This window comes from Bacillus cereus group sp. BfR-BA-01310 (genome assembly GCF_022664325.1).
Lineage (GTDB): Bacteria > Bacillota > Bacilli > Bacillales > Bacillaceae_G > Bacillus_A > Bacillus_A paramycoides.
The window spans coordinates 328,600-354,152 of the sequence record NZ_JAKUHD010000004.1 but is presented as its reverse complement, the minus strand read 5'-3'; the positions used below and the strand labels follow the sequence as shown (position 1 = coordinate 354,152).

Genomic DNA, 25,553 nt, shown 5'->3' with positions numbered 1-25,553 from the left:
CTCCTACTATTATGTATTTTTAATTTATCCCGCACTAATGAAGAAACGCCTTATGATAGGTTATTTTCGTTCATAAGAGCCCGATTAAGTCTCACTGATGTCTTTGCTTTTTAATATGTAAAAGCACGCTTAACAGGGCTTACCGAGGCTTGGAGATAAAGTTTAGATGCGTGTCGTTTATTTCATAGTATAAGCAATATGTACAAAATTTAATATATCATATTTCGACTTGTTTTCCTATTGATAAAGAAAATTTAACCAGTTAGTGTCAGATTTTGAAAGGGTACCATATTGGGCGCATGTCGCATATACAGAAAAGAGGAGGGGATGGGGGATGAATTCAAAACTTATTTTATTACTTGTACTGTTTATTTTATTAGTTATTGTAGGTATAATTTGTTTATAGAGGAAAAAAATGAGGAAGGGGCTTTCCTTCCTCACTTTCCATGAAATATAATTTCTATATAACTAGAAATTAATAGAATGGTAATACATACATTAATAACTCGAAAGACACCGGGCTGGCGGCTCGCAGATATTTGTTTTCGCTCGCACAGTGTATGTGTCATGAAATTCGTGTAAAATATAACAAGAAGTGCAAATGCGACAAAAACAACGGTTATAAGAGTCATGAGGCGAGACCTCCTTTTGGCTAAAATACATATACTTTATATATTGTATCATACGATATTTTGTTCGTGTTACAAAATTCAGAAATAGAAGACTTTGTGTTAGAAAGTGAGGGAGAAAATGGACGTTGTAAGAAGACTAGAACAAGCTGAATATTACGTAGACCTACTATTTAAAATGATTGATGAAGAAAAGTGTCCATTTTATTCTTTAATCATAAAGAAAAAAGCTCGTAAAAAAGATATTGAACGTATACTAAATCTTTGTGAAAAGCTGAACGAACAATACGTAACGGAGAAAGCAGAAGGCCTTTTATTGTTCGATGCGCTGTTAGATCAATTTGAAAAAGCGCTTCCACATCAGCTCGAAGTAAACGAAACTGCGGAAGCGCTAGCAAAACAAGGCTTATTTGTGCCACTTATGAATGAATTCTTAGGCATGATTGCGAAAGGATAAATAGATTATTTCTTAACTAATTTTTGATCGGACTCCGTAAAGTTCTCCTCAATATTGTCTAATGATTTCTCAAAAATATCGATGAAGTCTTGTCCGTAAATATTGCGCAGGATCGCAATAAGTTCGATATTTTCTGGGAACTTACCGTAAAAATTACGAAGAGCAAGTGCCCCGTTAAATACAGAATTATTTTCAGGTTCATACTCCTCCATTAAGCGAAGTAGTAATTCTTCCCCTTTGTCTGTAATTTCAATGTACGTATTTCGTTTATCATCTTCTTTTTTAGAAAATACAAGATAGCCGCGTTCTTCTAGCTTTTTAGAGAAGTTAAACGCCGTTGATACGTGCATAACTCCAAACTTAGCAATTTCAGAAATAGAAGCCCCTTTTAAATGATAAGCGATTGATAAAATATGGTGTTCATTAATGTTTAAATCGTAAGGTTTAATCCACTGTTGCCAATCTTTCTCTACACATTTCCATAACGCTTTCGATAATTGAGCAATGCGTTGGCTGAAAATCATTGCTTCTTTTACCGAGTAATCTTTTTCTCCACTTTTCATTTACTCACCCACTTTAACATTCTTTTTCATTACTATCTATTATGCCAGTAAAATAAAAATTAATAAAGTCTTTTTGTGAGAATTGTGAAAATTTTTCGGAAAAATGACATTCTATACAAATCATGCATATCTATGGAAACGTTTTATGAGTCGAGAATACATGTGTTGTCTGTACATGTTAAGGGATAACATATATTGTAAATGCATAAAAACACGGCATATCTATGTGATATGCCGTGTTAAGGTCAATTCGTATGAAAAATATTTGTTATATGCAAAAAACTAAGCGTGAATATGTTTACGCTTTTTCTGGAACAGCATCTTGTAGTTTCTCAATTGACTTTTGAATGTCTAAAATTTCTTGTTCAATATGACGCTTATTTTGAGAAATATCTTGTTTCCAGTTAGAAAGAGTGTCGTGCATATCATCTTTTAGCTCTTGAAATACTTCTTTACCTTCTGAAGCAGTTTCAACGATTTGACGCTTTAATAACTTTGTATCAGCTGTAATATCAGCTAAAGTCTTTTTAATATCAGTTCCTTTTTCTTTCAGCTTACCGCGCATATCTTTACCAGAAGAAGGAGTTGAGAAAAGAACGGCTAGTCCAGCAACTGCTCCGCCGCAAATTACACCTGTAATAAAGGATTTAGCTTTTGACATAAAAGGAAACCTCCTTATTTTTCGTTCGTATTCATGATGTATAAAAGTGTGCATATGCTTAAGACAAGGAGGTTATTAGCGATAATTTATTTTTATCGTAATTCTTTTCTTCCTTGTACGTGCTATGCATTTACTTTTTTTCGTAAAACAGAAAAGGTTATATCCTCCGGCATTTTGGATGAAGAAACAAGCTATGCAATATATTTCTTTCGGAGGAATTAGCTTGTTATGTACAGTTATGTTTTACGTCTTTTTATAGTGGCACTATTTCACACTATTTGCAATTGTGCTTGCGATGTTTTGTAAATTTTCCATTGTGTATTCATTTTGGTGTGATTTCCAAACAGCACCGAAACCATCGTTTTCACCGTAGCGTGGAATTAAATGAAGGTGGAAGTGGAATACAGTTTGTCCAGCTTTTTCACCGTTATTGTTAAGTAGGTTAAAGCCAACTGGATTAAATTCTGCTTTCATTGCATTTGCGATTTTTGGAACGACAGCAAAAATATGTGATGCGATTTCTGGCGTTAACGCAAAAATGTCTTGTTTGTGTACTTTTGGAATAACAAGAGTATGTCCTTTTGTTACTTGACTAATATCTAAAAATGCAAGTACATGCTCATCTTCGTATACTTTTGAGCAAGGGATTTGCCCGTCAATGATTTTACAAAAAATACAATTGTCCGCTGTATGATTCATCGATCTCATCCTTTCAAATAGCCTTAGCCGTATTTTACCATAATTATATAGGAGAACAAACACGAAAAACAGGAAGCTGACTCAGCTTCCTGTTTTCTGAAGAGGGATTGAAAAAGCATTTTTTATAATTTACGGTTCGCAGACACCTCATTTATTTAAGAAATGCATGGTAAATCGGCTAAAGTTTCTGCCGTAGACACCCCATTTTCAAGTGAAATGATATTGCAATCTTTTTTAAAATGAAATTGTTTATTTTTTAAAACAGTATATGCTCTTTCGGAGACACCCCGTTTCGAAAATGAAACAAATGATCTGGTTATGTGTAAATTTCTTTGTCCAACATGGACACCCCATTTCATGATGACTTCACTATGTTGTTATACTCATCAATTGGTGGTAGCTTTTTCAATGTGTTCCTTCTTCACTAATTATGATGTCCGCTTTCGTAAAAATATATGCCAAGAAATTTAATTTTTTTTTGAAAACATCGATACTATGTAGTGCACGATGATTTTTGGTAAGATGAATATATACATTTCTTAGAAAAGAGAATGAATATAAATGAAGAAAGTGGTGTCGTATGAGCGAGTTATTGCGTGTAGAAAATGTTACAGGAGGATATACGAAACGACCTGTACTGCAAAATGTTTCGTTCTCTGTTAATAAAGGCGAACTTGTTGGCTTAATCGGTTTAAATGGAGCTGGTAAAAGTACGACAATTAAACATATCATCGGTTTAATGGAACCGAAAAAAGGAACTGTCACAATTAACGGGAAAACAATACGTGATGATATGACAGCGTACCGTTCTAGTTTCTCCTTCATTCCAGAAACGCCAGTATTATATGATGAGTTAACGTTAGAAGAACATTTGAAATTAACAGCGATGGCGTACGGTGTAGATGAAAAACAATATGAAGAACGCGTAGGACAACTATTACAAGAGTTTCGCATGAAAAATCGTTTGAAATGGTTTCCGTCTCATTTCTCAAAAGGGATGAAACAAAAAGTAATGATTATGAGTGCATTTCTCGTTGAACCATCTCTTTACATTGTGGACGAACCTTTCGTTGGGCTTGATCCTTTAGCGATTCAATCACTTCTTCAAATGATGGATCAAATGAAAAAGAGCGGTGCAGGCATATTAATGAGTACACATATTTTAGCGACAGCAGAGCGCTATTGTGATTCGTTCATTATTTTGCATCAAGGTGAAGTAAGAGCGAAGGGAACGTTATCTGAACTGCAATCACAATTTAACATGCCTGGTGCAACGTTAGATGATATTTACATTGCGTTAACAAAGGAAGAAGATTATGAATAGCACAGCGTTATGGAAAGAACGATTCCGGCACTTTCTAAAAGAAGTTCGTACATATAGTAAATACGTATTTAACGATCATTTGAAATTTATTTTCGTATTTATCATCGGTGCAGGAGCGTATTATTACCAGCAATGGTTACAAACGTTAACACCTTCGTTTCCTACGGCGATCGTTATGGCAGTCTTACTTGGCCTCGTATTAACAGCCGGATCCATACAAACGTTATTAAAAGAAGCGGATCTCGTTTATTTGCTGCCAGTTGAAGAAAAGTTAAAGCCTTATTTTACAAAGGCATTTCTCTTTACGTTTATGATTCAGTTATACATAATCGCAATCGTAGCAGCTGCGCTTGCCCCGTTATACTTCCAGCAAATGAAGCAAACAGGAGCGGCTTACATATGGATTGTAATCGCGTTTGTCATTGTAAAAGCGTGGAATTTATTCGTAGCGTGGGAAAAATCATTTTTAACAGATCAAACTGTTCAAAAAGCAGATTGGTTCGTTCGTTTTATCTTAAACGGCTTATTCGTGTATTTCCTTATAGAACGTACTTCAATCATTTTCATCGGCGTAATCGTCTTTTTAATGGTGCTATACCTTGCTGTTATGCATCAAAAGGTAAAAGGAAAGCCGCTGAACTGGGAGTATTTAATTTCTGAAGAAGGTAAAAAAATGATGCTATTATACCGCATCGCGAATATGTTCGTTGATGTACCAGCATTAAAAGAGAGAGTATCACGCCGAAAATGGCTTGATTTCATTCTTTCGATGATCGGTGAGAAACGTACATATTTATACTTATATACGAGAACGTTTTTAAGATCGGGTAACTATTTCGGATTATATATGCGCTTACTCGTTCTTGGAGGAGTCATTCTTTACTTTATCCCGTTTTTATATGGACGCTTTATCGTAAGTCTTGTTTTCTTATACTTAATCGGTTACCAGCTATTAACTCTTTGGAAACATCACCGCATGAAAATTTGGCTTGATTTATATCCAGTAGGGGTAGAGGAGAAGAAGAAAGATTTTCTTACTTTATTAAATGCGATTCTCATCATTGGTAGCGGTGTATTTACAATTACATTTGCACTTGCGACGAAAGATTTCATGATGACAGTCATTTTATTTGTCGTAAGCATATTATTTAGTATCGGTTTCGTTTACCGGTACGGGGCGAAACGCATTGAGCGTTTAAACTGAAAGGAATGAACCTATGATTACATATGAAGAGAAGGTTATAAAAGAATTGGAGCAGTGGAAAGCTACATTCATGAAAGATTCTTCTATGATGACACGGTTCTCTAAAAAAGTGCAGGTGAAAGTGCAACAGCTAGTGCCCGCGAAAGTACAAAAGGTACTAACAGAAACGATTCGGATGATGGTGCAAACGATTAGTGCTGGATCAAACTTCATAAAACCGAAGCTAAAAGAAACGAACTGGTCACTGCAAAGACGAGACGATGAAGTACGTAAAAAATTAGATGAATATAAAAAAGTCGCAGCGGCAGAAGGGGCAGGAACAGGAGCAGGTGGTATTCTCCTTGGCCTTGCTGATTTTCCGCTACTCCTCAGCATTAAAATTAAGTTTTTATTTGATGCGGCAACATTGTACGGATTTGATACGAGTAAAAAAGAAGAACGCCTTTTTATTCTTCACGTTTTCCAACTTGCTTTTTCTAGTGATGATCATAGAAAAGAAATATGGAAAGCTATTGAAACGTGGGATACAGAAGAAGAAAATCATATGGACTGGGAAAGGTTCCAAACAGAGTACCGAGACTATATTGATTTAGCAAAAATGCTCCAGCTCGTCCCAATCATCGGTGCCCCAGTCGGAGCATATGCAAATTATCAATTATTGCAAAGGCTTGGGGAAGTGACGGTGAATTGTTATCGTATGCGGTTGATTAATAAAAATTGATTTGCTTTACAAAAAGAAGGCACCTTACATGTGTAATTTAGGATGCCTTCTTTTTTGTTGTTATAACTAACTGAATTGTGTCTTTTCTTAGAAACCAAGTCCGCTATAGTTGGCTCCAATTATAATTAATCCGATAAAGAGCACAATGAGTAATATAAATCCGCTACCACCGCTCTTACTATCTTTGCCATCTTCACCGCCGCCACTACCACCTTTACCGCCATATCCCATATTAACGCTCCTTGTTTTTTATGGGTTTATTTTACTTTATGCTTTTTTAGAAGTAAATCGTTGATTTGTAATAGTGATTTCTTGTCTCTCCGTTGTAACTTCTTGAGATTTGTATTTAGTTTTGGGATCGCCAAATATTAGCATCATAACGCCAAAAGTTGCAATAGCTCCGACAATAACAATAGCCCCCCAGCCAACGTATTCCCAAATCTTTGATTTCGTTTCAGCTTCCACCTTTATTTCACCCCTTATATATTTAGATCTTAATAATAACATGCCATATATTCCCTTACTTTTATGTGAACTGTAAACTTTTCCTGATTTATTCATATTTTCCGTGTTTAGAGATTATTTTATTGCTTTTGAAATATTTATAGGTGTCCCCACGGTTTTTAATAGCTTGTATGTTTCTCGACTGTACTTAAGGATTGTAAAAAAACACTCGTAGATACAATCTACGAGTGTTTTTGACGGTATAGGTTTATTTGGGATTTTTATAAAGAAAAGATATTTCAACGAACCGTTAACTAATCATGTTTTAGTTCGAAATTTTTGGTGGTTGAAATGGTACTGATATGATAGTTATTAGCGTATTCAACTGCAACACTAAATTCTTTATTTTTGTCATTTGTTACATAACCAGATATAAAAATTGTTTGAAGATCATTTGGAGTGAATTTATGTTTAGTAATAGTTACATCTACGTTTTCCTTCTCCTTGAAGTATTTAATAGTTTCTTCGTTTGCTTTATTAATGATTTCTTCCTCTTTATTATTTTCCACATTACACCCTACTAAAATAGTAAATATTAAAGCGAAAAAATATGCCAATACTCTTCTTTTTTATTTCCATATATACCCTCTAATAATGGTATCTTTATTATATGACAAAAAATTTACAAACATCGCAGAGTATTGTAGATGCATCATTTAAACTAATGGCAGAGCACGGCATCGAGAAGATGAGCCTTTCAATGATTGCGAAAGAAGTTGGAATATCAAAGCCAGCTATTTATTATCATTTTTCATCTAAAGAGGCGTTAGTAGACTTTTTATTTGAAGAGATTTTTTCTGGGTATCATTTCGCCAATTACTTCGATAAAGAACAATATACGAAAGGGAAATTTGAAGAAAAGTTAATCGCAGATGGCTTACATATGTTGTCTGAGTATGAAGGGGAACAAGAAATACTCCGCGTTATAAATGAATTTATGGTAACTGCGACGCGAAATGAAAAGTATCAGAAACGCTTATTTGAAATACAAGAAGAGTTCTTAAATGGATTTCACGATTTATTGAAAAAAGGTGTGGAGCTGGGAGTTGTGTCACAACATGCAAAAGAAGAAAACGCTCATACGTTAGCGCTCGTTATCGATAATATGAACAACTACATGTTAATGGGATTCCAGTTAAAGTATAAAGAAATTTGGATTCAAAATGTGAAAAATGTAATGAAGGAGGAATAGAGATGAGAATGCAAAAAAATTGGTGGCTCGGTTTTCTTGGATTTATTGGGGTTTATAAAATCCCAAGTATGATTGATGCTTTTCAAGGTGATAAAGGTTGGTTTTCGTTAATTGGTTTCATTTGGCTACTTTGGTTCGGATATTTTATTCCTGAGAAAAAAGACAAGGAAGAAGGGAAATAATAGTATTCTCATTTTCTGTGAAATTATGTAAAATGTAACTTGAGAGAATTCATATATTAGATTACTAGATTTGGAGTGGTTACATGCAGCCATTGAGAAATGAAATTCACCCTGACATGGTCAAGGTGTGGAAAACGCGTTCCTTAATTGAGCTAGGAATTAGTATTATAGTCATTTTGGCATATCTTTTCCTTATGATTAAGTTTAATTGGTGGGCTTGGATTTTCTATGTGCTCATCGGATTAACAATCGTGTATACGCCGTTTGATTACTTTACGTTTCCGAAATTGCGTCAGCGTTATTATAGCTATCAATTAAATGAAGAAGAGCTTGAAATTCAACACGGTCTTTTCGTTGTAAAACGTGTATTAGTTCCGATGATTCGTGTACAGCACGTAACGATTGAGCAAGGGCCAATTATGAGACAATACGGATTAGCAGAACTGCATATTTCAACGGCGGCAACTTCTCATAGCATCCCAGGTTTAACGATGTATGAAGCAGAGATGCTAAAAACGAAAATCGCAGAATTAGCGAAGGTGAGTGATGAGGATGTATAAGAGGCAGCATCCCATCACGATGTTATTAGAATTAAAAGTAACAGACTTTTTACCATTAATTATTTTCATGTTTAGTTTAAACGGAAAGTTCCCATTTTGGTATTTAGTTCCCGCTGGATTCGCCTTAATTACGATTTTTTCAGTGATTGAAAAATGGTATTACACAGTATACTGGGTCGAAAATAACGTATTGCACATTAAGCAAGGTCTCTTTGTGAAAAAGGAGAGTTACTTAAATAAAGAACGTGTTCAAACGATTAATACAAGTTCGAGCGTTTTATATCAAATACTCGGTTTAAAGAAAATTAAAATCGAAACAGCTGGCGGAGGAAATGATCCGGAAGTTAGTTTAGCTGGTATTACGATAGAAGAGGCGACAGAGCTCATTGCGATGCTAAATGAGCCAGCTAAGGCAGTAAAAACAGAAGAAACAGAAGAAACATCAGAAGAAGTAGTAGAAAAAGAAATTATTACAGAGGAAAAACAAGCGACAGAATACAAATTAACTTGGAAAGAAATTTTGTTAGCATCTGTTACATCGGGCCAATTTGGATTACTATTCTCTTTAATACTTTTCGTTTATAACCAAGTGGATGAGTACATTCCGAAATGGATAAAAAATAGAGTAGAGTCGTATGTAATGGATCATGATATATATGGCTGGATTTACATGGTAGCCATTTTCCTCGTCGTTTCTTGGATTATATCCACAATCGGTTACGCGTTAAAACATGGGAATTTCACGGTGAATCGAAGAAATGATGAAGTCCGTATTTCTCAAGGTTTGCTTGAAAGGAAAGAACTTGTACTAAAGTTACACCGCATTCAAGGGATTACAATAAGAGAAGGTATTTTACGTCAACCGTTCGGTTACTGTGCTGTGCAAGTAGAAGTAATTCAAAGTGAGGGAAAAGAGGAAAAGGTTACGCTGCATCCGATCATTCGAAAAGATCGTGTGCAAGATTTACTTGCGCATTTACAATTACCATATGAACTGAATACAAACATTACATCATTACCAAAAGCAGCGTTGCGTCGTTATTTAATAGATAGTTTTCTACTCTTCGCCATGCTGGCAATTCCGATTACGGGAATAAGTATATACTTTGAAAAGTACGTCATTATGTGGGCTTTATTACCGCTCGCTATCCTCATCTTTACACTTGGATATGCAACATTTAAAACAAATGGTTACAGCGTCAACGGAGAGCAAATTACAATTGTGTATCGCAGTGTCGGGAAATATACAGGGCTTGTAAGAAGAAGACACGTTCAATCAATTGAGAAGACACAATCATATTTCCAGCGCCGAGCACATTTATGTACGTACAAGTTTTCTAGTGCATCATCGAGTTACAAATTAGAGCATATAAGAGTAAAAGATGCGGAGAGAATGCAAGATTGGTATAAGAAGAGAATAAGTGAGAGTTAATTGAATGGCTCGTCTTTCGTGGAAGACGGGTTATTTTTCTATGTAAAAATGGTAGAAAATAATGAATAATATATGTGAAGCAAAAAAGTGAGGTGAATGAGATTGAGAATGAGCAAATTTTTAATTCCGTATTCATTTTCTATATTAAGTTTATTCGTTTCAGTAATGGTACTTCAGTTATATGATAGAATGGAAAGATTTAATGAGGAGACTTCGACCATACTTGGAAATTTAATTCAAGCTACTTCGCAAATGGGAGTCCTTACATTGTATTTTGGAGCACCTATTATTTTAGGTGGATGTCTTCTTGGAGAGTTATTGTTTAGATTTATCATTTTACCATTTAAATTAAGCTATATTATATCTTTACTAGTATATCTTCTTTTAGCCTTTAGTATTGTTTTTATTTTTTGTTTCTTAACGATAGGAATTCCAACTGTATATGAAGATTCTCGTACTTTTCAAGTGATGTGTCTCATGGGGCTAACTATGATTTGCGCTGTTACATTTTTTGTGAGTCGGAATATATGGGAGAAAAAATAAGTTGATAATGGAGTGACCAAATGAAATACACTTGCCCATGCTGCGGATATAAAACATTAGAAGAAGAACCACCAGGTACATATGAAATTTGTAAAATATGTTATTGGGAAGATGATCCTGTTCAGTTTAAAGATCCTGACCTTGAAGGCGGCGCAAATGAAGCTTCGTTAAGACAAGCGCAGAAAAATTTCATTGTGTTTGGTGCTTGTGAAAAGCGATGTGCTGGATTAGTTAGAAAACCGACTAGTGAAGATATAAAGGATGCTAGTTGGAAGCAAATTTGTTAAGTAGTTTATAAATAAAAATGTTATTACTTAAATAAAGAGAAGTAATAACATTTTTTTATTTAGTGAATAAAGAATTACCGCCGTCTTATAAGGTAAAACATTCACAACGATAGAGAAAACTAGTAAGCATGTTAAATAACTAACGGCAAATTTTTTCAATGGGATCATCCTCTTACTATATAAGTTATGTAAAATGATATAAAAAAGGCATCTAGCAAAAGAACTAGATGCAAATAAAAAACACAAGGGAAGACAAAATTCTTCCCGTTTCCCGTATGTAATTATATCAAAAAATTTATAAAAAACTAGCTTTATTTTTAATATAATTTATGTGCGAGGCTATGATGTTGTAGGATTACACTATTTTTATAGTGTTTTTTATTAAAAGGAGTGAATTATAGTGCTCGAAGTAAAGTTTTATGATTGGAAAAAACAACGTCCTAAAAAACATTATTTGCGTGTGATAGAAGAAATGATTTGTAGAAAGAAGAGCTGCTATCAGCTCTTCTTTCTTTATAGATTACATCCGGCTTCAAGTGTATTCAATTAATGAAGGGAATTTTAAAGAAGTTCTTGATACGATGTAGAAAAGTATAAATTTACAAAAATGTATATAACAACTAATATGTAATTAATAAATTCATATAGTTGGAGTGATGTCATGCAACCGTTAGAAAGAGAGATTCATTCTAATATGCTTAAAGTGTGGAGAATTCACGCTTTAATTGGAGCAGCAGTTATACTAGCAGTCGTAATTGCATATTTCTTTTTTATGATTAATTTTCATTGGTGGGGCTGGTTGTTTGGATTGCTAGTAACGGGAGCCATTATATACATACCGCTTGATTATTTTGTATTTCCCAATTTACGTCAACGCTATTATAGTTATAGGTTAAATGAAGAAGAGATTGAAATTCAAAAGGGCATGTTCGTTGTAAAGCGAGTACTTATTCCAATGATTCGTGTGCAGCACGTTACGATTGAACAGGGGCCAATTATGAGAAAGTATAATTTAGCAGAATTACACATTTCAACAGCGGCAACTTCTCATAGTATTCCTGGTTTAACGAAAGAAGAAGCAGAACAGTTGAAAAGACAAATTGGAGAACTGGCGAAGGTGAGTGATGAGGTTGTATAAGAGGCAACATCCAATCACGATATTATTAGGTATTAGGGTTGCGAGTTTGTTGCCACTTATTATTCTTGTTTTATTTAAACCTGATGAACAAGTGGAACCTTGGTATTTATTTTATCTTTTCCTTTTGTTTATTTTATGCATTATGGCTATTTTTTCAGCAATTAAATGGTATTTTAAAGTGTACTGGATTGAGAATAATATTTTACATATAAAGCACGGTGTCTTTGTAAAGAAGGAAAGCTACTTAAATAAAGACCGTGTGCAAAATATCAGTACGTCTTCTAACATCATTTATCAAATACTTGGACTTACGAAGTTAAATATAGAAGTAGCGGGCGGCGGTAGTGAGCCAGAAGTGATGTTAGCGGGTATTAAGGAAGAGGAAGCAAAACATTTAATCTCTTTATTACATAAGAAAGAAATTACCGTAAATGAAGAAATAGAAGAGGAAGAAAGCAAGACGGTTTATCAGTTAACATCGAAAGAAGTTTTAGCAGCAGCGATTACATCTGGTCGGTTCGGACTAGTGTTTTCTGGACTAGTACTTCTTTACACAAAGTTTGATTATGTTCTTCCGGTAAGGTTCACAAATAAAATAGAAGCGTATGTGATGGGGAATGGTGTCTATAAACTAATTTTGATTGCAGTAATTTTAATGGCGATTTCATGGATTATTTCTACGGCTGGATATGTGTTAAAATATGCAAACTTTAAAATTGAGCGAAAAGGGGAAGAGATTTGTATCGTTCAAGGGTTATTTGAAAAGAAAGAGTTTGTCTTAAAATTGCACCGCATTCAAGCGATTACTGTGAAAGAAGGTATTCTTCGCCAGCCATTTGGTTATTGTGCTGTTGAAGTGGAAGCAATTCAAAGTATTGGAGCAGCAAGTAACGAAGTGATGCTACATCCTTTTATGAAGAAAAAATATGTACAGCACCTGCTCGCATATTTAGAGTTACCTTATGAAATCGAAGAGGAGATCGTTCATTTACCAAAAACAGCGTTGCGTCGTTATGTCATTATGGGCTGGTTAATAAGTATCATGCTCACTGTTCCAATTGTCGGCGTGAGTATATACTTTAAACAATATATTGCGTTATTCGTTATTTTACCGTTATTTATCGTGTTTTCGTTACTTGCGTATGCTAGATATAAAAGTGGCGGTTATGCAATAAGAGAAAATCAACTAACGGTCGTGTACCGTGATTTTTCGAAATATACAGGAATGATGCGACGAAGACATGTTCAAGCAGTAGGCTATAATCAATCGTATTTTCAAAGAAAAGATAAATTATGTACAACTCCCGTAGCGGTAGCTGGGCGCGGTTATGAAGTAAAGCATATGCGAAAAGAAGATGCACTTCGTATATATAATTGGTACAAAGAAAAAGGAAACACCGGTGTGTAATGGTGTTTCCTTTTTGTGTGTCGTGATTTGTTGATAAGTCGATATATTCGAAAAATCGCTAATATAATTTCATGTACCGCGGTCTCTGTACCCCAAATCACGTACTCAAAACCTAAACTAACACATCAAAAGTAGTCACGAAAGATGGGCGAGAGAAAATGCTTTTTTGCTGCTCGGCATGTGGATGCGTCTGTGCTTCTGCTTGTGCAGGGCGTTTTTTATGAGCATTTTCGAATGAACGTGATTCTGTCCAGTCTTTAAAGTTTTGCTCTGTTTCCCACATCGTTAAAATGACATATGTATCATTACTTAATGGGCGAAGAACGCGGATTGCTTGGAAACCAGGTTCGTTTTCGATAAGGCCTGCGCGATTTTTAAAACGGTTTTCAAATACAGGGCGACCTTCGTCTGTTACAGAAATGTTGTTACAAACGATAAAGCCAGGTTGTCCTTTAAATTCTCCAACAGCGTCTAATACGTCATACTTAAGTGAACCTTCTACAGATTCTTCTGTATTTTCTTTATAAAACATATCTTTTTCATTATTTTTTGCAGTGAAATGTGCTTGTTCTAGAGGTGTTTCGTATGAAATAATAGCCTTCATTTTAATGCCCCCTTTTTGGTTTGTCTCTATTATATCAATTCCCTTAAAAAACTTCGAAGATTATATACATAAAGATAGTCCTTTTTCAAATAATAAATGTACCATCATTTGGAAAGAAGGCCGATGTATGAAGAAAGTAAAGTGGACTTTATTAGGCGGGGTAGCAACGTTTGTAGTAGCAATTGTACTCTATAAACTTATTGTGTTAGCTGGTGGCTATATGATGGATGAAAAGCAGCTCGTTTTCCACTCTTCATCACGTATCGTTGACCAGAAAGGAAAAGAAATTACGAAATTATATGTAGAGAATAGAGAGCTCGTACCGATTGAACAAATTCCAAAGTACGTGCAGCAAGCATTTGTGGCTGTGGAAGATTCTCGTTTTTATGAGCATCAAGGAATTGACTATCCTTCTATATTTCGGGCGCTCTATAAAGACACGTTAGCTGGAGAGAAGGTAGAAGGCGGTAGTACGATTACGCAGCAACTAGCTAAAAATGTCTTTTTAACTCGAGAAAAAACATTTACGCGCAAATTGAAAGAGGTCGCAATATCTCTTCAATTAGAGCAAAAATATACGAAACAGCAACTTCTTGAAATGTATATGAACCATATTTATTTCGGCCATGGAGCTTACGGTATTCAAGCGGCGGCCAAATTGTATTTTAATAAAAATGTAGAGGATTTAACAGTAGAAGAAGGGGCGATGCTTGCTGGGCTTCCGAAAGCACCAAATGGCTATTCGCCGTACTTATCTCTGGAAAAGAGTAAAGAGCGCCGTGATCTTGTTTTGTCACTTATGCATAAACAAGGCTATTTAACAGCGGAAGATAGTGTTCGTTATCAAGGGAAGACAATCGCTCTTTATAAAAATGTAGATGAACGCGAACTTGCATATATGCCGTATATCGATATGGTTGTCGATGAAGCGGCACGTATATATGGTTTGTCTCATCAAGAAGTACTGCGCGGAGGATATACATTTGTTGTACCGATGGATGAAAAAGTTCAAAAGGTAGCATATAACCAGTTTCAAGATGTAAGCAATTTCCCTGGTAAAGAAAACGGGGCGCAAGGTGCATTTTTATTAATGGATAATCGGACTGGCGGAATTAAAGCGGCGATTGGAGGAAGAGAGTATGTTCCGAGAGGGTTTAATCGTGTCTTTGCAAAGCGGCAACCTGGTTCTGTTTTAAAGCCGCTTATCGTATATGGACCAGCTTTAGAGACGAAAAAATATAATCCGTATTCTTTATTAACGAATGAAAAAAATTCTTTCGAAGGCTATGAACCTCGAAACTATAATCATCAATATACGAAAGAAATGACGATGTATGATGCAGTGTTAGAATCGGCCAATGTACCAGCTGTATCTTTATTAAATGAGCTAGGGGTAGAAGAAGGAAAGCAATATTTAGAGAAAGGGAATGTTCATATTGCGGACTCTGGTTTAAGTACAGCACTTGGTGGATTGAAAAATGGCGTTTCTCCATTTGATCTTGTTAAAATGTACCGCTCTTTTTTAGCGAATGGGAATATAATCGAACCGCACGTTATTGATAAAGTGCTAAATAGACACGGTGCAGTCATTGGTGAATCATCAAAATCTGAAACGAAAGTCTTTTCAAAGCAAACGGCATGGTATATGACAAAGATGCTTGAAGGAGTTGTGAAAGAAGGTACAGCGAAAGCAGGTGTATATAACGGAGCGCTAGCAGGAAAGACGGGTACAACTTCGCTTCCGAATGACGATCATGGCGCAAGGGATATGTGGTTTGTTGGATATACGCCGAATTTAGTTGGAGCGGTTTGGATTGGCTATGATCGCACTGATAAAGAGCATCAATTACAAGATGGAAATGCATCTGCAACGATTTTATTTAAGAAGATTTTAACGAAAGCCAACATACAAGATACAGCAAGTTTTCAAAGGCCAACAGGCGTTGAAACAATCGGACTACCGATTCGCTTACATAAGATTAAAAACGTGGAAGCAAAACTATCATTTAGTCCTTTCGGTTTATTTGCGATGAAACTAAGCTGGACACCGCTTCCTGATGAGCGAATTATGTATCGAATTTATAAAGTGGAAAAAGGAATTCATACTCATGTTGGAACAGTAAAAGGAGCGGGGAAATATGAGGAAAAGTTTATTAATATATTCTCAAAACCGAGTTTTTACGTTGTGCCATATAACACACAAACGAATCGTGAAGGAGAAAAGTCAAAAGTAGCTAAACCGTAGTTTTTCTCTGTGCTATAATAAGAATGTTGTGAAAATAGTAAGCGGTTTTACGAACGTTTGTGTCAATTTAATGAACAACGTACATAATATTATGCATTTTGTTTTTACAAGCTGTATAGTAAAAAAAGATAAATATCGGAATAGAACATATTTAAAGTAAAAGTATCGGTAAGGAAGGGAGCAAGGGTCTTGGTAAGAAATATAAATGAGACATTTTTAAAAGCATGTAGGGGGGAACGCACAGAGTATGTACCAGCATGGTATATGCGTCAAGCAGGTCGTTCACAGCCGGAATATAGAAAGATAAAAGAGAAATATTCTTTATTTGAAATTACACATAATCCAGAGTTGTGCGCTTATGTTACAAAATTGCCAGTTGATCAATATAACGTAGACGCAGCAATTCTATATAAAGATATTATGTCACCACTACCTGCAATTGGTGTTGATGTTGAAATTAAATCTGGTATTGGCCCAGTAATCGATAAGCCAATTCGCTCTTTACAAGATGTAGAAAAATTAGGGGAAATCAATCCAGAAGATGACGTACCGTACATACTAGATACAATTCGTTTATTAACGACAGAAATGTTAGATGTTCCGTTAATCGGTTTCTCAGGAGCTCCATTTACGTTAGCGAGCTATATGATTGAAGGTGGTCCTTCACGTAACTATCATAATACGAAAGCGTTCATGTATGCAGAGCCGAAAGCTTGGTTCGCTTTAATGGATAAGCTTGCAGATATGGTTATTACATATTTAAAAGCGCAAATTAATGCAGGAGCAAAAGCTGTTCAAATTTTCGATTCTTGGGTTGGAACAGTAAATGTAGCAGATTATCGCGTATTTATTAAACCAGCGATGGAGCGTATTTTTGCGGAAGTTCGCACGATGGGTGTTCCAATGATTATGCACGGTGTTGGTGCAGGACACTTAGTGAATGAATGGCACGACTTACCTCTTGATGTAGTAGGTTTAGATTGGCGTTTACCGATCGAAGAAGCACGCGCACGCGGTGTTCATAAGGCGGTACAAGGAAATATGGACCCTTCGTTCTTACTAGCACCTTGGTCTGTCATTGAAGAACATGTAAAAGGTATTTTAGACCAGGGGATGAAACAACCAGGTTACGTATTTAACTTAGGTCATGGTGTATTCCCAGAAGTAAATCCAGATACATTAAAACGTTTAACTACATTTATTCATGAATACTCTAAAGAACAGTTAGCGAAGTAAAGGAGAATAGCTGTATGAAAAAGAAAATTGGTTTGCTTGTAATGGCATACGGAACGCCATATAAAGAAGAAGATATTGAGCGTTACTATACACATATTCGTAGAGGAAGAAAGCCAAGTCCTGAAATGCTAGAAGATTTAACAGAGCGTTACCGTGCAATTGGTGGTATTTCTCCTTTAGCTACTATTACATTAGAGCAAGCTAAGAAGTTAGAGACGCGTTTAAATGAAGTGCAGGATGAAGTGGAATTCCATATGTATCTTGGTTTGAAACATATTGAGCCGTTCATTGAAGATGCAGTACAAGCTATGCATAATGATGGAATAGAAGATGCAATCGCATTAGTTCTTGCGCCTCACTATTCTACTTTTAGCGTGAAATCGTATGTAGGACGAGCGCAAGAAGAAGCAGAAAAACTTGGAAACTTAACAATTCACGGCATTGATAGCTGGTATAAAGAACCGAAATTCATTCAGTATTGGGTCGATGCAGTGAAGGGTATATATAACGGTATGTCAGAAGCAGAACGTGAAAAAGCAGTGTTAATCGTATCTGCACATAGCTTACCAGAAAAGATTATCGCACTCGGCGATCCATATCCAGATCAATTAAATGAAACAGCTGACTATATTGCACGTGGTGCAGAAATAGCAAATTATGCAGTGGGATGGCAAAGTGCCGGAAATACACCAGACCCTTGGATTGGTCCAGATGTACAAGATTTAACGAGAGAACTAAATGAAAAGTACGGCTACAATTCATTCGTATATGCACCAGTTGGATTTGTTGCTGAACATTTAGAAGTTTTATATGACAATGACTTCGAGTGTAAAGTTGTAACAGACGAAATTGGCGCGAAATATTATCGTCCAGAAATGCCAAACGCATCAGCAGCATTTATTGATTGCTTAACAGATGTTGTATTAAAGAAAAAAGAAGAAGTATTGTAATACTAAAAGGGAAGGGGAAACTATTTTGAGGAAAAAAGTTGTGATCGTCGGCGGTGGCATTACAGGCCTATCGACAGCGTATTACTTACAAAAAGAAATTCGCGAAAAAAACTTGCCGTTCGATACATTGCTTATAGAAGCATCGGGTAAACTTGGCGGAAAAATTCAAACCGTTCGAAAAGATGGATTTACAATTGAACGTGGACCGGATTCTTTCTTAGCGAGAAAAGAGAGCGCAGCTAGGTTAGTGAAAGAATTAGGACTAGGCGATGAACTTGTAAATAATGCGACCGGTCAATCGTTCGTTCTCGTAAACAATCGGTTACATAAAATGCCGAGCGGATCAATGATGGGAATTCCAACGCAAATTACTCCGTTTCTATTTTCCGGATTGTTCTCCCCAATTGGTAAATTAAGAGCTGGTTTTGACTTATTAATGCCTAGATCAAAACCAGTTTCTGATCAATCACTCGGGCAATTTTTCAGACACCGTCTAGGAAATGAAGTGGTTGAAAATTTAATTGAGCCATTATTATCTGGTATTTATGCAGGGGATATTGATGAAATGAGTTTAATGTCAACATTCCCTCAAATTTATCAAATTGAACAGGAGCACCGTAGTATTTCACTCGGTATGCGTACGCTCGCTCCGAAAGAAGAGAAGGCTGAGCTGAAAAAAGGAATCTTCCAAACTGTAAAAACCGGTTTAGAATCTTTAGTAGAATCTCTTGAAGGGAAGATTCATGAAAGTACGATAATGAAGGGAACGCGTATTGAGAAAGTTGCAAAACTTGGTGATGGCTATACGATTACTCTTAGTAACGGAAAAGAAATGGAAGCAGATGCGATTGTAGTCGCAGCTCCGCATAAAGTATTGCCGTCTATGTTTGCGCAGTACAAGCAGTTTCGTTTCTTCCGTAACATTCCGTCTACATCAGTTGCGAATGTGGCATTAGCCTTTCCAAAGTCTGCAATTCAGCGTGATATTAACGGAACGGGATTTGTCGTATCACGTAATAGTGACTTCTCCATTACAGCATGTACGTGGACTCATAAAAAGTGGCCGCATACAACACCAGAAGGAAAAGCACTCCTTCGCTGTTACGTCGGACGCCCTGGTGATGAAGCAATCGTCGAACAAACGGATGAGGAAATTGTGCAGCTCGTATTAGAGGACTTACAAAAGACGATGGATATTACAGCAAATCCAGAATTCACAATTGTGAGCCGCTGGAAAGAAGCGATGCCTCAGTATACAGTAGGCCATAAAGAGCGAATGAAAAAGCTCACAACATTTATGGAGAAAGAATTACCAGGTGTATACTTAGCCGGAAGTTCTTATGCTGGTTCTGGTCTTCCTGCGTGTATTAATCAAGGAGAATTAGCGGCAAAGCATGTATTATCTCATTTGGAGAAAGTAATGGAGACTGAATTAGTCGCACAGTGAAATATTTCAAACAAAACGCCTTCAATTATATTGAAGGCGTTTTGTTTATTGAATAAAATACCTGTTAGCCAATAAACATATATAAGTTATTTGGTTTTATAACTGCATCTCCAGCATATATAACCCACTCAGTTAAATTTTCAAAATCTAAATGATAAGAATTACCTTCGTTCATATCTTCAATAAAATACGGTTCATTAATGAGTATTCCTTGAATCATATCTTCCGTAATGTCTTGTATGTCAAACCACATATGTTCACTTTTTCCCTCTTCGTAGGAGACACCAAACTTAGCGAGAAAACGAAAATCTTCATTCGATTGCTCAATGTGAAAAATGTTGCTGAAATACCCGAAAGTATTTTTCGCATTATAAGCCATACGATCCGTTTCACTATTTGTTTTATAGAACATGAGCCCTGTAGCTTCCTCGTGTTCTTTGAAAAAGCTTTCGATATATTCTTCGGTAGTATTACATTTAAACAAGAGAACAGATGGAGATTGATGGTATTCATCTCGGTCATCCATCCCCCCGAGAAATACGTTTTGTGCATCGATTGGCTGTAGCTTCACTTCTTCATCCTCAATTGAAGATAAGTGATCCATACTCGTTTTATGTCCAATGTAAGGTAAACCTTTTTCCCACGGAACGGCTACTGTATGTATGGAACCTTGCTGACTATGTGCGATAACGATAGGCTCATTCATTGGGACTTGGCCATTCTCAACGGCATTATTAGCAAATGTTTGAAAAAGATCGCCAATGCCGTAGTAGGAAGAAATGCGATTTGGAATAATTAATTCTATTTCTGTTACGCCTGCTCTTAAAAGGCCGTGTGTATGAAACCAATATTGCGTAGGCTCGCCTTCTGTATCGTCTTCATAAACAGAATGAATAACGTATAAGTCAGGAATGTCAGGTAATAATTCATTCTCAACGTGATATTCAATATAGTTTCTAGATATGACCTTCATGGCTGCACTAGAATCGATTACAAATAACAAGTCCGGTGCAAGGTGCCATAAAAATTGCAACTGATGGAAAAAGCAGCTGAGTACATCGCCTACAAATAGTGTACGTGTGAAAATCTCAGTGCCAAAAGCAGCATCTTCAAAAGTATGATCTACGATTGTGGAATCTTGTCTATTGTACATTTTATATTCTTCTGGATCATCCGTTTCATCTATGTGTAGCTCATATGGTATGACTTTTTCATTCAGATGTAACTCTACAATAAGGCTTGTCTCATCACTATAGACAATTTTTAACTCATCAACTTTAGTAGAGATAGTTTCTAGCCGTTGTTTTAACTGATCAATTGTAATTCTAGTTGGTATAACAGCAATCATATCTGAAAAATGACGTTCTAATGTTCCATTCATAGCTGCGCGGTATGTTTCGGTTTGTGCTTGCATCCAATCACTCCTCTTCAAATGAATCCATTTTACATGCCAATGAACTTTCGATATTTTCTGCTTTTTATCTCTTTAATATTATAAATCGCATTCGTGGAAGGTGTAAAATTATTATTTTGTATTATAGTTTGAAAACTTGTAAATTAAATAAATTTTTTGTAAAACTTGTCGAAATATCATTCTATATAACGAATCATTTGTTATGATAGAAATGCTGAGAAAATATGAATTAAGGAGAGGAAAATGGCTGTGAAGAAACTCTTAAGTGTCTTTTTATCATTGATACTATTGCTTTCATTTACTGGAACTTTAGCGCAAGCAGAAGAAAATACTTCTATGTCGGTAGAAAAAGCAATTCAAGTATTTAAGCAGCAAGGGAAAACGAAGGGGATAGTGGAAGGATATATTGTCGGATATACGCAAAGTCCTTCTAAATACACCAAGGACCCGGCTAAGTTTGACGACACAAATGTGGCAATTGCCGATTCGCCAAACGAAACGAATCCAGACAAGATAATGCCTGTTCAATTGCCAAAAGGCGATGTGAGATCGGCAGTAAATGTGAAAGATCACCCTGAAAATATCGGGAAGAAAGTTCAATTAACAGGGACTCTTGAATTATATTTTAGTAGTCCAGGTTTAAAATCAGTAACAGCTTATAAGTTTCAAGGGGAAGAACAAAACCGTGTTAGCGATGTAGTGGCTTCACCAAACGGCGGGGAAGTTGCAAAAGGAACAGCGGTAACATTAACAACGAATACAGAAGGAGCAACAATCTACTATACGTTAGATGGGGCTAATCCTACAAATAAAAGTGTTCGTTATAACGGACAAATTATAGTGAATGAAAATAGTGTAGTGAAAGCAATCGCAGAAAAAGAAGGGCTTACTTCTTCAGCGGTTTCGACATTTTCGTTTATTATCGTAAAAAATGAACCAGTTCGTATTCATGATATTCAAGGGAAATCACATATTTCTCCTTATAACGGGAAGAAAGTAAACAATGTGGAAGGCGTTGTCACAGCGCTTGATAAAAATGGTTTTTATATAGAAGATAATCAACCGGATAATGACCCAGCTACGTCAGAAGGTATTTATGTATACAAAAAAGATACGAATGTAGCGGTAGGAGATCTTATTCAAGTTGATGGAGAAGTAGAAGAATATGTTGGACCTGGATATGCAGAGCGATTTGAAACAGATTTAACGACGACAGAAATTAAGGCGAGTCGTATTTCAGTACTTGCAAATAATCAAGAACTACCAGCACCGATTGTACTAGGGGAAAATGGTGTGAAAATCCCTGATCAAATTATTGATAATGATGGATTTGGTTTATTTGATCCGAATGAAGATGCGATTGATTTTTATGAGAGCTTAGAAGGTATGCGTGTGACGATGCCAACACCAAAAATTATCGCTCCTCAGAAAAATGGTAACTTATACGTAACGGTTAAAAATGGTGGCAATAAGGTGGTAACACAATTTGGTACACCACTTTTAGATGAAGATCAATTAAACCCAGAACGTCTTTCTGTAAAGGTACCTCGTGATTATGTAGCGAAAGCAGGAGATACTTTCACTGGAGATATAACAGGAGTAGTAGGATATGACTACGGTTCATACCGCATTTCGCCAGTAACGGAATTACCATCTGCAACGGACGGTGGATTTAAGCAAGTAGGGGCAAATATTCAGCCACGTCTTGATAAGTTAACAGTTGCTACATATAATATTGAAAACTTCTCAGCGAATAAAAAAGAAACATCAGATGAGAAAGTAAAAGCGTTAGCTTATTCTATTAAATACAATTTAAAAATGCCAGATATTATCGGTGTAGAGGAAATGCAAGATAATAATGGAACAATAAATGACGGTACAACAGATGCTTCTTTAAGTGCAAAACGTATCATTGATGCCGTATTAGAAATTCGTGGACCGAAGTATGAGTATGTAGAAGTTGCGCCGAAAGACAATCAAGACGGAGGAGCACCTGGAGCGAACATTCGCGTCGGTTTCTTCTATAACCCATCACGTGTAAAATTAGCGACAGTACCGAAGTTATTAGATAAAAACGTAGTTCGCATCGGAGACGAAAATGCATTATTTGAAAGTACACGTAAACCATTAGCGGCAGAATTTACGTTCCAAGGACAAAACATCGTTGTAGTTGCAAATCACTTAAATTCAAAATTAGGAGATGCAACGCCATTTGGAAAAGTACAGCCGCTCGTATTAAAGAGTGAAGAGAAACGAGTACAATTAGCACAAGAAGTGAATCGTTTTGTAAAAGGTATTCAAGAAAAGAACACGAATGCGCCAGTTGTTGTCCTAGGTGATATGAATGATTTCGAATTCTCAAAACCACTAAAGGAACTGCAAGGAACGATATTAAAAGATATGTTAAATACAGTGCCGAAAGAGAACCGCTACACGTACATTCATGAGGGGAACGCACAAGTGCTAGATCATATTTTAGTAACGAATAATATCGCACCGCACACAATTATAGACCCTGTACACTTAAATTCAAACATTATGAAAGAACATGGACGTGTAAGTGACCACGATCCAGTACTTGCTCAAATTGATTTGAAGAAGGCTTCTTAAAGTGAGAGAACGCTTAGGTATCTAAGCGTTCTTTATTTTGTGGAAAGAGGCCCGAGCAATAGTATATAACTAATTTTTAGGATTATATATAGAAAATCCTTTTTTTGTAAGTTTTATGATAAAATTAATTGAATATTTATTTTTTTGTGGGGGGAGGGGACAAAAGATGTTAGCTCGATTAAATGGGAGATTAATGAATCAGCTTGGTATTTTTTTCAGTCTTGTTGTACTGTTTCAGTTTGTAGCAGATATAACAGGGCTTATGCAACATTTAGATACGTTGTATTTTGCAATAAACAACGCAATTTCTTATATAACCTTTGGTTTGGCAGTTATCTTTACTGTATTAGGTGCTAAAGAGGAATTAAGTAAATACGCAATTATTTTATTATGTTTAGTAGTAGGTGCTAGAGCAATTTATTATGCAGCTATTGTTATTCTGTGGAGTTTGGCTGGTACACCTTAAAAGTGCAGTATCGCATTTAGTTTTTTTAAAATAATAAAACCTAATTTCCTATGTAACATAAGGAAACTAGGTTTTTATAATGGCTGAAACGCCTTTCTACATCGATCGCGCCTTTGAAGTCTTCTCATATACCTTTTTTTGTCCCGTTGTAAACCTTTTATATACATGAATAAGCCGATAAGGAAGAAAAATGCACATTGCATAATTAAAATGTACGGTGACATTCCCTGTAATGGTTGTTTCGGATCATACAAATGAATAGGTGCTCCGCCAATTGTAGGGAATATTGTATTTATTAGGACGTAAGGAATGGAAGTAACTGCAAATGGAAACAGAATTGCCATGTAATCCTTTTGTGACCATGTGGACGCTGCTAAACCTAAGAGGGCCATTAAACCAGCGAATAAAAAATTAATCCCAATATATATAGAAATATAAGTAAGGGGAGAAGAATAATATAACTCTGCGAACATCCCGTTGTCGTTTATCATGCCAGTACCGGCGGTTGGTTCTCCATTTGGAATTGTTAATTTGCAAAATAATAAAGAAAGAATGAATGGTAAAGTATAAAGAAATCCCCCACAGAAAAATGTAGCGATATACTTTGTAAAGGAATACGAGAAGATGGAAACGTCGTTACTTATAAAAGCTTTGAAACCATCGGATTTATCGGAATTATAACTTGTACTAAATGGTAAACTTGCAATAACTGGCATTAATAATAAATAAACATCCATTTCATTATCCCTAAATCCAATCCATTTAACAGCTGTTGTTATCGACCCATTCGCTACATCTCCTAAATAACGAATAACATAATAATAATGATAAATAGAAATAAGAGCTAATCCACTAAACATAATAATTAAAGAAACACGATTACCAAAAGCTTGCTTTATATTTAAACGAAGCGCACGCACCATGACTGAAAAAGCCTCCACTATTTTTATAAATATGTCTATGTTCTATATTACTATTAATTGTAAAGATTTTCTTGTTTTTTTATTTGATTATTAGAAAAAGAGAAATTTATGTGCTGTTAAGTAAGGTTTCACCGTAGAAGAGGATTGTCAGAGT

29 protein-coding genes and 1 pseudogene are annotated in these 25,553 nt (G+C 35.8%); 20 read left to right on the top strand and 10 right to left on the bottom strand.

Going from position 1 to position 25,553, the window contains the following annotated elements:
• Window positions 1–437: 437 nt before the first annotated feature.
• A complete protein-coding gene (locus MR109_RS12330) occupies window positions 438–632 on the bottom strand; it encodes a hypothetical protein (RefSeq protein WP_000172692.1) in 195 nt (64 codons plus the stop codon).
• 118 nt (window positions 633–750) lie between these two features.
• On the opposite strand from MR109_RS12330, the gene MR109_RS12325 reads away from it, so the two are divergent.
• On the top strand, window positions 751–1,086 hold the full coding sequence (locus MR109_RS12325) for a DUF1878 family protein (protein ID WP_002170705.1): 336 nt from the start codon (window positions 751–753) through the stop codon (window positions 1,084–1,086).
• A gap of 5 nt (window positions 1,087–1,091) precedes the next feature.
• On the opposite strand, the gene MR109_RS12320 is transcribed toward MR109_RS12325, so the two are convergent.
• The gene (locus tag MR109_RS12320) at window positions 1,092–1,649 is read right to left on the bottom strand and encodes an HTH-type transcriptional regulator Hpr (RefSeq protein WP_002170706.1); all 558 of its coding nucleotides are present in this window, start codon (window positions 1,647–1,649) and stop codon (window positions 1,092–1,094) included.
• A 298-nt stretch (window positions 1,650–1,947) separates the two neighbouring features.
• Window positions 1,948–2,310, bottom strand: coding sequence for a YtxH domain-containing protein (locus MR109_RS12315; RefSeq protein WP_002170707.1), 363 nt, complete (start codon window positions 2,308–2,310; stop codon window positions 1,948–1,950).
• An 88-nt stretch (window positions 2,311–2,398) separates the two neighbouring features.
• Here MR109_RS12315 and MR109_RS30550 point away from each other — a divergent pair, with 88 nt between their 5' ends.
• On the top strand, window positions 2,399–2,569 hold the full coding sequence (locus MR109_RS30550) for a membrane protein YhzF (RefSeq protein ID WP_472873433.1): 171 nt from the start codon (window positions 2,399–2,401) through the stop codon (window positions 2,567–2,569).
• A gap of 5 nt (window positions 2,570–2,574) precedes the next feature.
• On the opposite strand, the gene MR109_RS12310 is transcribed toward MR109_RS30550, so the two are convergent.
• On the bottom strand, window positions 2,575–3,009 hold the full coding sequence (locus MR109_RS12310) for an HIT family protein (RefSeq protein ID WP_001016832.1): 435 nt from the start codon (window positions 3,007–3,009) through the stop codon (window positions 2,575–2,577).
• 580 nt (window positions 3,010–3,589) lie between these two features.
• Between MR109_RS12310 and ecsA the strand changes: the two genes are divergently transcribed.
• Genes ecsA through ecsC form a run of 3 tightly spaced genes read left to right on the top strand, consistent with a single transcriptional unit; the run spans window position 3,590 to window position 6,258 of the window.
• Window positions 3,590–4,333: an ABC transporter ATP-binding protein EcsA gene (gene ecsA / locus MR109_RS12305; protein WP_025149442.1), complete on the top strand. Its 744-nt coding sequence runs from the start codon at window positions 3,590–3,592 to the stop codon at window positions 4,331–4,333.
• Window positions 4,326–5,537, top strand: a complete 1,212-nt coding sequence (locus MR109_RS12300) for an ABC transporter permease (RefSeq protein WP_242272236.1) — start codon at window positions 4,326–4,328, stop codon at window positions 5,535–5,537. Before ecsA ends, MR109_RS12300 begins: the two co-directional genes overlap by 8 nt.
• 13 nt (window positions 5,538–5,550) lie before the next feature.
• Window positions 5,551–6,258, top strand: coding sequence for an ecs operon protein EcsC (ecsC, locus tag MR109_RS12295; protein WP_098304533.1), 708 nt, complete (start codon window positions 5,551–5,553; stop codon window positions 6,256–6,258).
• 87 nt (window positions 6,259–6,345) lie between these two features.
• Here the strand turns inward: ecsC and MR109_RS12290 are convergent, their stop codons facing one another.
• The 3 genes from MR109_RS12290 to MR109_RS12280 all read right to left on the bottom strand — a co-directional run bounded on the left by MR109_RS12290 (window position 6,346) and on the right by MR109_RS12280 (window position 7,298).
• Window positions 6,346–6,489: a YjcZ family sporulation protein gene (locus tag MR109_RS12290; RefSeq protein WP_242272234.1), complete on the bottom strand. Its 144-nt coding sequence runs from the start codon at window positions 6,487–6,489 to the stop codon at window positions 6,346–6,348.
• A gap of 36 nt (window positions 6,490–6,525) precedes the next feature.
• Window positions 6,526–6,723, bottom strand: a complete 198-nt coding sequence (locus tag MR109_RS12285; protein ID WP_242272233.1) for a hypothetical protein — start codon at window positions 6,721–6,723, stop codon at window positions 6,526–6,528.
• A gap of 293 nt (window positions 6,724–7,016) precedes the next feature.
• Window positions 7,017–7,298, bottom strand: coding sequence for a DUF1433 domain-containing protein (locus MR109_RS12280; protein ID WP_242272254.1), 282 nt, complete (start codon window positions 7,296–7,298; stop codon window positions 7,017–7,019).
• Window positions 7,299–7,372: 74 nt separating this feature from the next.
• On the opposite strand from MR109_RS12280, the gene MR109_RS12275 reads away from it, so the two are divergent.
• From MR109_RS12275 to MR109_RS12235, 9 genes and pseudogenes are all read left to right on the top strand, one after another.
• Entirely contained in the window at window positions 7,373–7,954 is a 582-nt protein-coding gene (locus MR109_RS12275; RefSeq protein ID WP_242272231.1) for a TetR/AcrR family transcriptional regulator, read from the top strand.
• A 2-nt stretch (window positions 7,955–7,956) separates the two neighbouring features.
• Window positions 7,957–8,136, top strand: a complete 180-nt coding sequence (locus MR109_RS12270) for a hypothetical protein (RefSeq protein ID WP_048369833.1) — start codon at window positions 7,957–7,959, stop codon at window positions 8,134–8,136.
• Window positions 8,137–8,219: 83 nt separating this feature from the next.
• Window positions 8,220–8,696 carry a PH domain-containing protein gene (locus tag MR109_RS12265; RefSeq protein ID WP_242272230.1) on the top strand — a complete coding sequence of 159 codons (477 nt, stop codon included), beginning with the start codon at window positions 8,220–8,222 and terminating at the stop codon, window positions 8,694–8,696.
• Window positions 8,689–10,128, top strand: a complete 1,440-nt coding sequence (locus tag MR109_RS12260; RefSeq protein WP_098304538.1) for a PH domain-containing protein — start codon at window positions 8,689–8,691, stop codon at window positions 10,126–10,128. Before MR109_RS12265 ends, MR109_RS12260 begins: the two co-directional genes overlap by 8 nt.
• Before the next feature lie 108 nt (window positions 10,129–10,236).
• Entirely contained in the window at window positions 10,237–10,671 is a 435-nt protein-coding gene (locus tag MR109_RS12255; protein ID WP_048369826.1) for a hypothetical protein, read from the top strand.
• 20 nt (window positions 10,672–10,691) lie between these two features.
• Window positions 10,692–10,958 carry a CPCC family cysteine-rich protein gene (locus MR109_RS12250; RefSeq protein ID WP_098475468.1) on the top strand — a complete coding sequence of 89 codons (267 nt, stop codon included), beginning with the start codon at window positions 10,692–10,694 and terminating at the stop codon, window positions 10,956–10,958.
• Between the two features lie 515 nt (window positions 10,959–11,473).
• Window positions 11,474–11,545: pseudogene (locus MR109_RS12245) on the top strand (protoporphyrinogen oxidase); the annotation flags it as partial.
• Window positions 11,546–11,619: 74 nt separating this feature from the next.
• Window positions 11,620–12,096, top strand: a complete 477-nt coding sequence (locus tag MR109_RS12240) for a PH domain-containing protein (protein WP_242272228.1) — start codon at window positions 11,620–11,622, stop codon at window positions 12,094–12,096.
• A complete protein-coding gene (locus tag MR109_RS12235) occupies window positions 12,089–13,504 on the top strand; it encodes a PH domain-containing protein (protein ID WP_242272226.1) in 1,416 nt (471 codons plus the stop codon). Before MR109_RS12240 ends, MR109_RS12235 begins: the two co-directional genes overlap by 8 nt.
• 112 nt (window positions 13,505–13,616) lie before the next feature.
• Here MR109_RS12235 and hmoB read toward each other — a convergent pair whose 3' ends face one another.
• Window positions 13,617–14,108, bottom strand: coding sequence for a heme-degrading monooxygenase HmoB (hmoB, locus tag MR109_RS12230; protein ID WP_242272225.1), 492 nt, complete (start codon window positions 14,106–14,108; stop codon window positions 13,617–13,619).
• A gap of 127 nt (window positions 14,109–14,235) precedes the next feature.
• On the opposite strand from hmoB, the gene MR109_RS12225 reads away from it, so the two are divergent.
• The 4 genes from MR109_RS12225 (at window position 14,236) to hemY (ending at window position 19,986) form a co-directional block, all read left to right on the top strand.
• The gene (locus MR109_RS12225; RefSeq protein WP_048369814.1) at window positions 14,236–16,353 is read left to right on the top strand and encodes a transglycosylase domain-containing protein; all 2,118 of its coding nucleotides are present in this window, start codon (window positions 14,236–14,238) and stop codon (window positions 16,351–16,353) included.
• A gap of 189 nt (window positions 16,354–16,542) precedes the next feature.
• Window positions 16,543–17,589: a uroporphyrinogen decarboxylase gene (gene hemE, locus MR109_RS12220; protein ID WP_002170724.1), complete on the top strand. Its 1,047-nt coding sequence runs from the start codon at window positions 16,543–16,545 to the stop codon at window positions 17,587–17,589.
• A 14-nt stretch (window positions 17,590–17,603) separates the two neighbouring features.
• On the top strand, window positions 17,604–18,539 hold the full coding sequence (hemH, locus tag MR109_RS12215; RefSeq protein WP_048369810.1) for a ferrochelatase: 936 nt from the start codon (window positions 17,604–17,606) through the stop codon (window positions 18,537–18,539).
• Window positions 18,540–18,564: 25 nt separating this feature from the next.
• Window positions 18,565–19,986 carry a protoporphyrinogen oxidase gene (hemY, locus tag MR109_RS12210; protein ID WP_242272224.1) on the top strand — a complete coding sequence of 474 codons (1,422 nt, stop codon included), beginning with the start codon at window positions 18,565–18,567 and terminating at the stop codon, window positions 19,984–19,986.
• Window positions 19,987–20,050: 64 nt separating this feature from the next.
• On the opposite strand, the gene MR109_RS12205 is transcribed toward hemY, so the two are convergent.
• On the bottom strand, window positions 20,051–21,400 hold the full coding sequence (locus MR109_RS12205; protein WP_242272222.1) for a DUF4026 domain-containing protein: 1,350 nt from the start codon (window positions 21,398–21,400) through the stop codon (window positions 20,051–20,053).
• Between the two features lie 243 nt (window positions 21,401–21,643).
• Between MR109_RS12205 and MR109_RS12200 the strand changes: the two genes are divergently transcribed.
• The gene (locus MR109_RS12200) at window positions 21,644–24,010 is read left to right on the top strand and encodes a DUF6359 domain-containing protein (protein ID WP_242272221.1); all 2,367 of its coding nucleotides are present in this window, start codon (window positions 21,644–21,646) and stop codon (window positions 24,008–24,010) included.
• Window positions 24,011–24,176: 166 nt separating this feature from the next.
• Entirely contained in the window at window positions 24,177–24,476 is a 300-nt protein-coding gene (locus MR109_RS12195; protein ID WP_071717693.1) for a hypothetical protein, read from the top strand.
• A gap of 74 nt (window positions 24,477–24,550) precedes the next feature.
• Here MR109_RS12195 and MR109_RS12190 read toward each other — a convergent pair whose 3' ends face one another.
• Window positions 24,551–25,399, bottom strand: coding sequence for a hypothetical protein (locus MR109_RS12190; RefSeq protein ID WP_242272220.1), 849 nt, complete (start codon window positions 25,397–25,399; stop codon window positions 24,551–24,553).
• Window positions 25,400–25,553: the final 154 nt, after the last annotated feature.